At 72.2% G+C, this 11925-nt stretch carries 11 protein-coding genes; 1 reads left to right on the forward strand and 10 read right to left on the reverse strand.

Annotation, left to right across the window (positions count from 1 at the left end; genetic code table 11):
* Positions 1 to 12: 12 nt before the first annotated feature.
* The 10 genes from AC07CM_RS45820 to mshD form a co-directional block, all read right to left on the reverse strand.
* A complete protein-coding gene (locus AC07CM_RS45820) occupies positions 13 to 1026 on the reverse strand; it encodes a hypothetical protein (protein ID WP_478882503.1) in 1014 nt (337 codons plus the stop codon).
* Positions 1023 to 1439 (reverse strand): peptidase inhibitor family I36 protein, encoded by a 417-nt coding sequence (locus tag AC07CM_RS45825; protein ID WP_478882504.1) that lies wholly within the window; start codon positions 1437 to 1439, stop codon positions 1023 to 1025. The genes AC07CM_RS45820 and AC07CM_RS45825 overlap by 4 nt, the downstream gene beginning before the upstream one ends.
* Positions 1440 to 1569: 130 nt before the next feature.
* Positions 1570 to 1983: an NUDIX hydrolase gene (locus AC07CM_RS45830; RefSeq protein ID WP_478882505.1), complete on the reverse strand. Its 414-nt coding sequence runs from the start codon at positions 1981 to 1983 to the stop codon at positions 1570 to 1572.
* A 19-nt stretch (positions 1984 to 2002) separates the two neighbouring features.
* Positions 2003 to 3115 (reverse strand): CHAD domain-containing protein, encoded by a 1113-nt coding sequence (locus AC07CM_RS45835; RefSeq protein ID WP_478882506.1) that lies wholly within the window; start codon positions 3113 to 3115, stop codon positions 2003 to 2005.
* Entirely contained in the window at positions 3096 to 5450 is a 2355-nt protein-coding gene (locus tag AC07CM_RS45840; protein WP_478882507.1) for an RNA degradosome polyphosphate kinase, read from the reverse strand. The genes AC07CM_RS45835 and AC07CM_RS45840 overlap by 20 nt, the downstream gene beginning before the upstream one ends.
* A gap of 179 nt (positions 5451 to 5629) precedes the next feature.
* Complete coding sequence (locus AC07CM_RS45845) at positions 5630 to 6379, reverse strand: hypothetical protein (RefSeq protein ID WP_478882508.1); 750 nt, start codon at positions 6377 to 6379, stop codon at positions 5630 to 5632.
* On the reverse strand, positions 6376 to 7380 hold the full coding sequence (locus AC07CM_RS45850) for an ABC transporter permease (RefSeq protein WP_478882509.1): 1005 nt from the start codon (positions 7378 to 7380) through the stop codon (positions 6376 to 6378). Before AC07CM_RS45850 ends, AC07CM_RS45845 begins: the two co-directional genes overlap by 4 nt.
* A complete protein-coding gene (locus AC07CM_RS45855; protein ID WP_478882510.1) occupies positions 7377 to 8273 on the reverse strand; it encodes an ABC transporter ATP-binding protein in 897 nt (298 codons plus the stop codon). Before AC07CM_RS45855 ends, AC07CM_RS45850 begins: the two co-directional genes overlap by 4 nt.
* Positions 8270 to 8656, reverse strand: coding sequence for a GntR family transcriptional regulator (locus AC07CM_RS45860; protein ID WP_478882511.1), 387 nt, complete (start codon positions 8654 to 8656; stop codon positions 8270 to 8272). The genes AC07CM_RS45855 and AC07CM_RS45860 overlap by 4 nt, the downstream gene beginning before the upstream one ends.
* Positions 8657 to 8748: 92 nt before the next feature.
* Positions 8749 to 9675: a mycothiol synthase gene (gene mshD / locus AC07CM_RS45865; protein ID WP_478882512.1), complete on the reverse strand. Its 927-nt coding sequence runs from the start codon at positions 9673 to 9675 to the stop codon at positions 8749 to 8751.
* A 170-nt stretch (positions 9676 to 9845) separates the two neighbouring features.
* Here mshD and AC07CM_RS45870 point away from each other — a divergent pair, with 170 nt between their 5' ends.
* Positions 9846 to 11639, forward strand: coding sequence for a bifunctional metallophosphatase/5'-nucleotidase (locus AC07CM_RS45870; protein WP_478882513.1), 1794 nt, complete (start codon positions 9846 to 9848; stop codon positions 11637 to 11639).
* Positions 11640 to 11925 lie beyond the last annotated feature (286 nt).

Genomic DNA, 11925 nt, shown 5'->3' on the forward strand with positions numbered 1-11925 from the left:
CGCCGGGGCGGCTCAGGCCCCCGCGTCCTCGGTGGTGGCGAGGACCTTCAGCGCACGCTTGAGCATGCGCTGTTTGCGCGCCGTCTCCGCCGCGAGCGCCTTCTTCGGGCGCGCCATGGCCCGCCGTTCGTGACGAGCCTCGGCGGCCGACCAGACCTCGATCAGGCGGGTGTCGTGCTTGCAGGCCATGTCGGCGCGGGCGACGGCCTTCTCGCGGGCGTCGGGTGCGGGCCGGCGGGCGGTGGGCAGGTCGGTGCCGGCGTCCAGCGGGGAGTCGTAGTGGTACCCCTCACGGGCCATGCAGGACGACCAGGCCGTGACGGTCCTGCGCACCCCGGGGTCCTTCTCCGCCTCTTCGAAGGCGGTCAGGTAGATGCGCATGGCGACCGGGTTGCGTTCGCTGCCGCCGTCTCCGACGATCCGGGTGCGGGCCTCCTCGGCGCAGCCGCCCTCTCGGACCGGGCGGTCCCGGTAGGTGCCGATGACCTTGGCCTCGCGCAGCGGCTGGGGCCCGTCGGCACGCCGGACGTCCGCCTCGGTGAGGGTGCCGGACGCGGTGCCGTAGAGCACGAGGGCGCGCACCCGGCGGTCCGCGGCCGTCCTCGGCTGCCGGGACGTCACCAGGTCGGTCCGCTTGCGCTGGTTCGCGGGCACGCGCGGGTCGACGTCCGGGGCCATGTGGTAGCCGTAGCGGCGGGCGTCCTCGTCGGTCATCACGCCGTAGGAGCGGTCCGGGAGTGTCGCGTAGAGGCTGCGAGTGAAGCGGACGCGGTCGTCGAAGCCGTAGCGGCGCATGCAGGCGGCGCGCTCGATGAGTTCGGCGCGGCCGACGGCGGCCAGTTCCAGGGGCGACAACCGGGCGGTGTCGACGGGGCGTTCGAGGAGCGGCTCGGGCAGGACGACCGGCCTGGCGGGCGAGCCGTGCCGCTGGGGCGGTGCGGGGTTCGCGGAGGTGCCGCAGGCCGCGAGCAGGAGGGCGGCCGCGGCCGCGGGGACGAACAGGCGTCCCCGCGGCCGCACGCTCACGGGCATTCCCAGTGGTTGGAGGCGTTGTTGTTGTAGGTGTTGTTCAGGCGGGAGACCGACGACTTGGCCGGGATGTAGTCGGCCGGGCCGCTCCAGCCGCTGTTGTAGTAGATGCTCGCGGTGCAGTCGGGGTCGAGGTTGGTGGCCGAGGCCGCGTTGTTCTTCACCGGCTGGCCCTGGCCCGCGCCGGAGGAGGAGAAGACGTAGCCGGCGTGGTCCCGGGTCGGCACGTTGAAGTCGGCGTGCGAGCCGGAGAGGCCGGAGTTGTAGTACAGACACAGCTCGCCGAACAGGTTCGAGCTGACGCTGGTGGTGCAGCGGCCGTCGTTCTGGGCGGCGGCCGGTACCACGCTCGCGGCGGTGGCGACGGCGGCTGCGGCCACGATGAGCGCGGCGCTCTTCTTGATGTGCATCGTTCTGGCAACTCCCCTGTGAATGCGTCGAGTTGGACGTTCGTGCCAGGTGGTGCAGACCTATCCCAACAGGCTCGCGCGTCACGCAGAAGACACGCAGGTGATCATTTCCCCGGCGTTCACCCTTCCGCTACATGTGTTCGAATACCCGGACGAGGGTGTCCACGAGGTCGCGGTCGCGGGGCTGGGTCAGTCGGCACCGGCCCGCGGCGGGGGAGAGCCACAGGATCCGGTCCACCTCGTCGTTCGGGACGAAGCGGCCGGAGACGGCCTCGGCCGCCCAGTAACGCACCTGCTTGGGGCGGCCGTTGGCAAAGTAGCGCTGGGCCGGCAGCTCGTTCCCGGGCTCGGCCGTGTATCCGGTCTCCTCCGCGACCTCGCGCAGGGCGCCCGCGAGCGCGTCCTCACCCCGCTTGAGCTTGCCCTTCGGATGAGACCAGTCGTCGTACTTCGGCCGGTGGACCAGGCAGATCTCCAACTCCTCGTCCACCGGCGAGCGGCGCCACAGCACGCAGCCCGCCGCCTGGACCGTCGTGTCGTTCACACCGCCTCCTCGGGAGGGTTCAGGGCGCGTTGACCGTCTGCTTCTGCCACGCCTGCTGGAAGGCGAACCTGGCCGCCTCCACCTCGTGCCGTTGGTCGGCGTGGAGCACGCCGAGCGCGTACGCCGTCGCCGGCGCGATGCGGGGCGTACGGGCCGCCTGCGCGGCCGCGGCCGCCGCCTCGGAGGCGTCCCGGTGCCGGTTCAGGGCCTGGCCCGCGGTCAGCAGGCGCGCGTCCACCGGGAAGCTGCCGCCGAACAGCACCTCCTGGGCGTAGCGGTGCAGGCGCAGCAGCAGGCGGACCTGGTGCCAGGGGCCGTCCTGGGGGTGCGGGGAGGGATCCGGGGACAGGCCGTGGACCAGGGCCTCCGCGTTGTAGGGATGACCGGCGGTGAGCAGGGGCAGGGCGGCGATGGAGTCCGTGAGGCGCTCCTCGGCGGCGGCCGCGAGGGGGCGCAGGCCGGTGGTGGGCGCGGTGGGGGTGAGGGGCACCTCGCTGGCGAGTACGGCGACCTTGTCGGCAACGGCGTGGAAGCGGGAGGAGCCGAGGGCCTGGAGGGCCGTGGAGTGGGCGCGGGTCCGGGCGAGGGTCAGCTGGCGCTCGAGCAGGGCGCCCGCCTTCGCCGCGCCCACCGTCAGATTGCCGCGTTCCGGGGCGGCGGGACCACTGCTGTTCTCCAGTGCCGCCCCGCCGACCCGTGCCGCCCCGCCGACCCGTGCCGCCCCGGCGGCACGGCTGCCCGCGGTCACGGCGGCCTGCTCCGGAAGGGCCGCCGCCCCCGACAGCCGGTGCAGCGCCAGCAGGAGCCTCTCCAGGCGGGACTCGTAGGCGTGCTCGAGTCCCAACGTGCCCGACAGCCAGGCCAGTTCCGGGCGCATCTCCTCGGACCAGTCCGCGTCCAGCAGGGGACGGAAGGTGTGCAGGCTGCCGCTGATGCGGCGGGCCGAGCGGCGCAGCGCCCGGGCCGCGTCGACGGAAGCCTCCGCGCCGCCCGACGGGCCGCCACCCGTCTCACGGTGCAGACGCAGCGCCCGGAGGAACTCCGTGGCCTGGGCGCGCAGATAACCCGCGAGTGCCTCTCCCGTCACCTCCGAGGCCGTGGGGTCCGTCGGGTCAAGGTGTTGCTGTGCCACGCCGGCGCCTCCGGGCGTCTATGAGCATCTCCTGGACGTTGCGCAGGGGTTGGCCGTCCGCGTCGGTCGCGTGTCGCGTCCACTCGCCGTCCGGGCCGAGGTGCCAGGAGGCGGTGCCGTCGGACATGCCGGTGTCCAGCAGCCGGTTGAGGGCTGCGCGGTGGCCGGGGTCGACGACCCGGACCAGGGCCTCTATCCGGCGGTCGAGGTTGCGGTGCATCATGTCGGCGCTGCCGATCCACACCTCGGGTTCACCGCCGTTGCCGAAGGCGAAGACCCGGGAGTGCTCGAGGAAGCGACCGAGGATCGAGCGGACCCGGACGTTCTCCGACAGACCCGCGACGCCCGGGCGGACGGCGCAGATGCCACGCACCCAGATGTCGACCGGGACGCCCGCCTGGGACGCGCGGTAGAGCGCGTCGATGACCGCCTCGTCGACCATCGAGTTGACCTTGATGCGGACGAAGGCCGGGCGGCCCGCACGGTGGTGCTGGACCTCCTTGTCGATCCGCGCGACCAGACCGTCCCGCAGGGACTTGGGGGCGACCAGCAGACGGCGGTACGTCTCGCGGCGCGAGTAGCCGGAGAGGCGGTTGAAGAGGTCGGAGAGGTCCGCGCCCACCTGGGGGTCGGCGGTGAGCAGGCCGAGGTCCTCGTACAGCCGGGCCGTCTTGGGGTGGTAGTTGCCCGTGCCGACGTGGCTGTAGCGCCGGAGCGTCTCGCCCTCCTGGCGGACCACCAGCGACAGCTTGCAGTGCGTCTTCAGGCCGACCAGGCCGTACACGACATGGCAGCCGGCCTCCTCCAGCTTGCGCGCCCACTTGATGTTGGCGTGCTCGTCGAAGCGGGCCTTGATCTCGACCAGGACCAGGACCTGCTTGCCGGACTCGGCGGCGTCGATGAGCGCGTCGACTATGGGGGAGTCGCCCGAGGTGCGGTACAGCGTCTGCTTGATGGCGAGGACGTCCGGGTCGCCCGCCGCCTGCTCCAGGAATGCCTGGACTGAGGTGGAGAAGGAGTCGTACGGGTGGTGCAGCAGCACGTCCCGGGCGCGCAGGGCCGCGAAGATGTCCGGCGCGGACGCGGACTCCACCTCGGCCAGGTCGCGGTGGGTGCCCGCGATGAACTTCGGGTACTTCAGCTCCGGGCGGTCCAGGCCGTGGACGCGGAAGAGACCGGTGAGGTCCAGGGGGCCCGGCAGCGGGTACACCTCGGCCTCGGAGATCTTCAGCTCGCGCACGAGGAGATCCAGCACCTCGCGGTCGATGGACTCCTCGACCTCCAGGCGCACCGGCGGCCCGAAGCGGCGCCGCATGAGTTCCTTCTCCAGGGCCTGCAGGAGGTTCTCGGCGTCGTCCTCCTCGACCTCCAGGTCCTCGTTGCGGGTGAGCCGGAAGGCGTGGTGCTCGAGCACCTCCATGCCCGGGAACAGCTCCTCCAGGTGCGCGGCGATGACGTCCTCCAGCGGGACGTACCGGCCGGGCGCGGCCTCCAGGAAGCGGGAGAGCAGCGGCGGCACTTTCACGCGCGCGAAGTGCTTGTGGCCGCTGACGGGGTTGCGTACGACGACGGCCAGGTTCAGCGACAGGCCGGAGATGTACGGGAAGGGGTGGGCGGGGTCCACGGCCAGTGGGGTCAGGACCGGGAAGATCTGGTGCCGGAAGAGCGTGAACAGGCGTGCCTGTTCCTTCTCGGTCAGCTCGTTCCAGCGGACCAGGTGGATGCCCTCCTCGGCGAGCGCGGGGGCGACGTCCTCGTGGTAGCAGGCGGCGTGCCGGGCCATCAGCTCGCGCGAGCGGGCCCAGATCATCTCCAGCACCTCGCGTGGCTGGAGGCCGGAGGCCGAGCGGGTGGCGACCCCCGTCGCGATGCGGCGCTTCAGACCGGCCACCCGGACCATGAAGAACTCGTCCAGGTTGCTGGCGAAGATCGCCAGGAAGTTGGCTCGCTCCAGCAGGGGCGTGTTGGGGTCCTCGGCGAGCTCCAGAACGCGCTCGTTGAACGCGAGCCAGCTGCGCTCCCGGTCGAGGAAGCGGCCCTGCGGCAGTGGAGCCCCGTCGGCCTGCTGCTCCTCGTACGCGTCGAGGTCGGCATCGATGTCGGGTTCGAGGTCGGACACCGCCGCCGACACGGCGTGCTGGCGGTGAGCGGCTATGGAGCCCACGGAGGGCTGGACGTGCTGGACCTCTGCCTGGGTGTCTTGCTGACTCATGAACCCATTCTTCCGCGCCAGGGGCGAGACAGGCGCGTCGGAACGTGCGGGCGGGAGCGTCACGGCCCCGTCTCCCGCGGCCCCCTCGGGGGGCGGCGAAGGCTCTGGCACGGCGGGCTTCATTGGCCGAGCGTCGCAAGTCCTTCTGAATCGATGGTTACGGAGACATGACGTCCGGGATATCGGGGGGCGGATCGAAGGAGTTCCCGTCGCGAAAACGACCCCCTCGATCCGCCGAAGTGACGATCCCGTACGCCCCTCCACCCGTGGAGAGACGTACGGGCCCCTGGCTCGCCGCCCGGCTAGGCGGACCGGCGCCGCAGCAGCGCGAACGCTCCGGCGGTGGCGAGCAGGGTCAGGGCGAGGACGATGCCGGTCGCCGTCAGGTGCAGGGACCAGAAACCGGACAGCGTGCCGCGCAGGGGCTTCCAGGCCTCGCGCAGGTACAGCCGGAGCACCAGGGTCACCGCGAGAGCCGCGCCCAGCGCGGGCAACGTGCGGCGCAGCGCCAGCCCGGCGAGGGCCCCCGTGGCCAGGGCGCACAGCACGAGCGCCGGGAGCAGCGGCCCGCGCGGGACGAAGACGCGGTCCCAGCTCCAGTGGGTGACGAGGTCGTCACCGTCGGCGGTCCACACCCAGCCGAAGGCCACGGCGAGGACGGCGCTGCCGGCCAGCAGGGGTACGGCGGCGGTGGCGAGCTTGGCCGCGAGCCAGCGGGCCGGCGAGGCGGACTGGGCCCAGGCCAGCCTGGCGGTGCCGGACTCCAGTTCGCGGCCGATCAGCGCGGCTCCCGCCCAGGCGGCCACCGCGCAGGGGGCGTAGGAGAGGGCCTCGCCGAGGAGGTTCATGACGTTGTTGACGTCGGTGAAGGCGGTGTACGTGCACACGGCGCCCGGGCTGTGGAAGCAGACCCTGTCCCGGGGAGCCCCGGAGAAGTGGACCCAGAGCAGTTCGCCGAGCGCCAGGGCGACGAAGGCGGTCCACAGCAGCAGGGCCGGGCGGTGCAGCCGCAGCACGGTGCGGGGCAGGCCCTGCACGGCGGTGCCGCTCATGCGGAGGCCTCCTCGGTGTGCGCCACGGTCAGCCGCCGCAGCACCAGGAACGAGCCGAGCACGAGCAGACCGGCGACGGCCAGGAGCAGCGCGGTCGTGGTCAGCTGGAGCGGCCAGTAGTGGGCGTAGGGGTGGTACGTGTTGAAGTAGCCGACGGCGTGCGCGTAGGCCGCGTCGCAGCCGGGGGTGGAGGTGCAGTGCGGGATCGGCAGGTGTGCGCCGGTCTTCGACACCAGGCCCTGCTCGACGACGAGGCCGTCGCCCCGGTAGCCCTGCTTGAGGGTGCCGACCCGGGTGACCGCCGGCCACAGGTGGGGCATCAGCGCCCAGGCCAGGCCCCCGGCGCCCACGGTGACCACCAGGCCCGCGACCAGCGCGGCCAGCGTACGGCGCAGCAGCAGGCCCGCCAGGGCGCCGGCCGCGAGGCCGGCGAGGGCCAGGGCGGCGACGGTGGGGCCGTTGGTGTTGAAGGTCCACAGGTCGGACCAGTTCTTGGCGGTGTCGATGCGGCCCCGGCCCGCGGCCCAGGCGAGGTGGTGCAGCCAGAACAGCAGGCAGGTCGCGGCGGTGACGGCGGCCGCCGGTACGGCGAGCCGGACCGCCAGCCAGCGGGCCGGCGAGGTGCTCTGCGTCCAGGCCAGCCGCGCGGTGCCGGACTCCAGCTCCCGGCCGGTCAGGGCGGCGCCCGCCCAGGCGGCCACCAGGAGCGGCAGCCCGTTCAGGGCGAGGGTGGCGTAGTCGTAGTACCTCTTGTAGCGAAGGATCGAGTCCTGGTCGTACGTGCACCTCATGACGTCGCCGCAGGCGTTGTACTGCCGCCAGCCCTCGGCCGCCGCGTCGGCGAGCGGACCCTGCAGGGCGAGCAGCAGGGCGGCCAGGGCGATCACCAGGCCCGCCCAGACGCACAGCGCCGGGCGGTGCAGGCGCAGCAGCCAGTGGGCCAGGCGTGGCTTCGCGGCGGGCCCGCGGGCGGCGGCCGGGGTGCTCAGGGCGGTGGTCACGCGGCACTCTCCTCACGGGCGGCCCCGGCGGGGGCGAGGGCGGGGGCCTGCGGATTGCGCAGGTGGGCGAGGACGAGTTCCTCCAGCGAAGGCACCGAGGCGCGCAGGTCGCCGGGGAGCGGTCCGGCGGGCCGGATCAGCGCGCTCAGCTGACGGCCGGTGACCCGGGACTCGATCACGGTGTGCGTGGACAGATCGGCGGAGTCGGCGGCCCCGCTGATCCTCAGATGGGCCGCGAGCAGGTCGTCGAGCTCGCCGGCCAGCCGGACCTGCCCGTCGCCGAGCAGCAGCAGGTGGTCGCAGGAGTCCTCCAGCTCGGCGACGACGTGCGAGGACATCACGATCGTGGTGCCGTGCTGCGCGGCGTCCGCCATCAGAGTGCCCATCAGCTCGTGCCGGGCGAGCGGGTCGAGGTCGGCCATCGGCTCGTCCAGGAGCAGCAGTTCGGGCCGCTTGCCGAGCGCGAGGGCGAGCGCGACGCGGGTGCGCTGACCGCCGGACAGGGACCGTATACGGGATGTGGGGTCGAGGCCGCCGGCGGCCACGACCTGCTCGGCGGTGGCCGCGTCCCAGCGTTCGGGGTTGAGGTCGGCGCCCATGCGCAGTGTCTCGGCGACGGTGAGCTGCGGATACAGCGGCTTGTCCTGGGCTACGAAGCCGACCCGGGCGCGGGCTTCGGCGGGCGTGCCGCCGAGCACCCTCAGCCGGCCCTCGGTGGGCGGCAGCAGCCCTGCGGCGAGGGCGAGCAGCGTCGACTTGCCGGCGCCGTTGGGCCCGACCACGGCGCATACCCGCCCGGCGGGCAGCCGGAAGCCGCAGTCGCGCAGCGCCCAGCCTCCCCGGCGCCCGAAACGCCTGCCGAGGCCGTCGGCCTCGAGAGCCGTGTCGCTCATGAACGTTCTCCCTGGAAGTGCTTGTCGAGTACGGCGGTGAACAGGGCCGCCACGTCGTCCCGGTCCAGGCCCGCCTCGGCGGCCCGCGCCGCCCATTCCTCCAGCTCGGCCCGCAGGGGCGAGTCGGCGGGCGCGGTGCCCAGTGAGCGCCGGACGAAGGTGCCGAGCCCGCGCCGCGCCTCGACCAGGCCCTCCCGCTCGAGTTCGCGGTAGGCCTTGAGGACGGTGTTGGGGTTGATCGCGGTGGCCTCGACGACCTCGCGGGCCGTCGGCAGCCTGTCGCCGGGACGCAGCAGGCCCAGCCGGAGGGCCTGTTTGGTCTGCTGGACGATCTGGACGTAGGTGGCGACGCCGCTGTGCCGGTCGATGCGGTATTCGACCACGCGTTGAACCACCCTTTCACTAATTGAGTAGTGAAAGGGTGGTGTAAGAAAGGGGTGGCCGTCAAGACGGCCACCCCTCGCGCCCGGGTATGTCAGGTTTCGGTCCGGTACATCAGGTCCGTCTCGTGCGTCCTGAAGCCCAGGCGCTCGTACACCGACACCGCCGCCTTGTTGTCCGCGTCGACGTAGAGCATCGCCGTGGGCAGCCCCTGCGCGGCCAGGTGGCGCAGGCCGATCGTGGTGAGGGCCTTGCCGAGCCCGCCGCCCTGCTCGCCCGGCCGGACCCCGAGCACGTACACCTCGCCGAGCCCCTCCTCGGCGTGCACCTTGGTCCAGTGGAAGCCGACCAGCTCGCCGCGCCGCTCGGCGAGGAAGAACCCGGCCGGGTCGAACCACGGCTCGGCCTTGCGGTCGTCCAGGTCGCGCTGGGCGAGCGAGCCCTGCTCGGGGTGGTGCGCGAAGGCCGCCGCGTTGACCGCGAGCCAGGCCGTGTCGTCCTTGCCCGGCACGAAGGTGCGCACGGTCACGCCCTCCGTCAGCGTCGGCTCGGGCAGCTCCAGGTCGGTCAACGACCGCCGCATCTGGCGCAGTTCGCGGAACAGGGTCAGCCCCAGGACCTGGGCGAGGTGCCGGGCGGCGGAGTGCCCGCCGTGCGCCCACACCCGCAGCCGCTTGCCGGAGGCTGCGAGCAGCGCCGAGCCCAGCGCCCGCCCGTGTCCGTGCCCCCGGTGCGCGGGATGGACGACCAGTTCGGCGGCCGGCGCCTCCACCGGGTCGGTGTCCTCCAGCTGGGCGTAGCCGACGAGTTCGTCCCCGACGGTCAGCAGCAGATGGGAGACGCCCTCGCGGGCTCCCCCGCGCAGCTGCAGGCGCCCCTGCTCGGACACCGGCTGCTGCCCGTCGACGTGGGCGGCCTCGGCGAGCAGTCCGAGCACGGCCTCGGACCGGTCCGGGCCGAGTGCGGAGCGGGTCTCGATGGAGCGGGAGGGGAAGGGCCGTACGGCGTCGTCGCTGCTCATGCGTACGAGGGTACGGGGCCGCCGGGGGGAAGTGCCGACAGCGCAGCGCGTAAAGGAATCGGCAAAGGGAAACCAGGATGTAACCATGAACCCCCTGTCGTGCTACGCGCGTTGACCCTAGGCTGCGCGGCTGACGGCCCACTCGCCACAGCCGACCCACAGGGGGGTCCATGCCAGCCGAACCCCGGCGCACCAGACGTCGTACGTACGCGTTCCTCGGGGCGACCACCGTGCTCGCCACGGCCGCCGCCCTGGTCGCCGCGCTGCCCGCCCAGGCCCACGCAGACCACGGAGGGCACGGGCGGCCGAGCCGCTACCAGGACGTCCAGCTCCTCTCCTTCAACGACCTGCACGGCAACCTCGAGCCGCCGTCCGGCTCCTCCGGGCGGGTCACCGAACTCCAGCCCGACGGCACGACGAAGACGATCGACGCGGGCGGTGTCGAGTACCTCGCGACCCACCTGCGCCAGGCCCGCCAGGGCCACCCGTACTCGGTCACCGCGGCCGGCGGCGACATGGTCGGCGCCTCCCCGCTGCTGTCCGGGCTCTTCCACGACGAGCCGACCATCGAGGCGCTCAACAAGCTGAAGCTGGACGTCACCTCGGTCGGCAACCACGAGTTCGACGAGGGCGCGAAGGAACTCGCCCGGCTGCAGAACGGCGGCTGCCACCCCACGGACGGCTGCTACGCCGACAAGAAGTTCGAGGGCGCGGACTTCCCGTACCTGGCCGCGAACGTCCTGAACGAGAAGACCGGCAGCCCGATCCTGAAGCCGTACTGGATCTGGCAGAAGAAGGACGTCCGGATCGGCTTCATCGGCGTCACCCTTGAGGGCACCCCGGGCATCGTCTCCGCCGACGGCGTCAAGGGCCTGACCTTCAAGGACGAGGTCGAGACGATCAACAAGTACGCCAAGGTGCTGCAGCGTCAGGGCGTCCAGTCGATCGTGGCCCTGATCCACGAGGGCGGCTTCCCGGCCTCCGGTTCCTACAACTACGACTGCGACTCCGCGGGCGCGGGCTCCGGCATCTCCGGCCCGATCGTCGACATCGCCAAGAACGTCACACCGGCCGTCGACGCCCTCGTCACCGGCCACACCCACAACGCGTACGTCTGCGACATCCCGGACCCGTCCGGCCGCCCCCGCATGGTCACCTCCGCGGCCTCCTTCGGCCGGCTCTACACCGACACCACGCTGACGTACGACCGCTACACCGGCGACATCGCGCGTACGGCCGTGAAGTCCGCCAACCGCGTGGTCACCCGGGACGTCGCCAAGGCCCCGGACATGACGGACCTGATCAGCCGCTGGAACACCCTGGCGGCCCCCATCGGCAACCGCCCCATCGGCTACATATCCGCCGACGTCAACAACACCGGCACCGAGTCCCCGATGGGCGACCTGATCGCCGACGCGCAGCTCGCCCAGGGCAAGGAGCTGGACCCGAAGACCAGCCTCGCCCTGATGAACCCGGGCGGCGTGCGTGCGGGTCTGACCTACGCGGCCAAGGGGGCCGAGGGCGACGGCGTCGTCACCTACGCCGAGGGCTTCACGGTCCAGCCCTTCGCCAACACCGTGAACCTCCAGGACTTCACCGGCGCCCAGCTGATCCAGGTGCTCAAGGAGCAGGTGAGCGGGGCCAACGCGGCGGCGCCGAAGATCCTCCAGCCCTCGTCGGGCCTCACCTACACCCTGGACCTGACCAAGTCCGGCGCCGACCGCGTGGTCACCGACTCCATCCGCCTGAACGGGGCCGCGATCGACCCGGCGGCCACCTACCGCGTCGCCACCAACAGCTTCCTGGCGGGCGGCGGCGACGGCTTCCCCACCCTGGGGCAGGGCACCGGCGACCTCGTGGGCTCGGACGACCTGGCCGCGCTGGAGAAGTACCTGACGGCGAACTCGTCGGCCGGCTCGCCGCTCGCGCCTCCCGCGGCGAACCGGATCACGGTCGTGCAGTAGCCGCCGTGCAATAAAGGCTGTGTGAATACTCCCGCGGTTCCGAAATGACCCTGAGAATTTCTCTCAGGGTCATTTCATTGAGGTCTAAGCGGAATTGGCCATCTCCGGCTTTTGGCTGCCGTAATGTTTTCCACGTCGAAAGCGAACGGCGCGGACGACGCCAAATGGAGACCGAAGAGAGAGGTCAAGCCCCAAGGCCGGGAAGTTAAGGCTGGCCGGGGCACTGTCCAGGCGGGGGCTGATGCGCGCTGACCTGGGAGTACATGCGGAACGGGACCGCTGGTAG

Source organism: Streptomyces sp. NPDC044061, from assembly GCF_056434305.1.

Excerpts from the sequence above, each read along its gene's own strand:
- AC07CM_RS45870 (WP_478882513.1), top strand. The coding sequence starts at position 9,846 with ATGCCAGCCGAACCCCGGCGCACCAGACGTCGTACGTACGCGTTCCTC.
- AC07CM_RS45840 (WP_478882507.1), bottom strand. The coding sequence starts at position 5,450 with ATGAAGCCCGCCGTGCCAGAGCCTTCGCCGCCCCCCGAGGGGGCCGCG.
- mshD (WP_478882512.1), bottom strand. The coding sequence starts at position 9,675 with ATGAGCAGCGACGACGCCGTACGGCCCTTCCCCTCCCGCTCCATCGAG.
- AC07CM_RS45825 (WP_478882504.1), bottom strand. The coding sequence starts at position 1,439 with ATGCACATCAAGAAGAGCGCCGCGCTCATCGTGGCCGCAGCCGCCGTC.
- AC07CM_RS45855 (WP_478882510.1), bottom strand. The coding sequence starts at position 8,273 with ATGAGCGACACGGCTCTCGAGGCCGACGGCCTCGGCAGGCGTTTCGGG.
- AC07CM_RS45845 (WP_478882508.1), bottom strand. The coding sequence starts at position 6,379 with ATGAGCGGCACCGCCGTGCAGGGCCTGCCCCGCACCGTGCTGCGGCTG.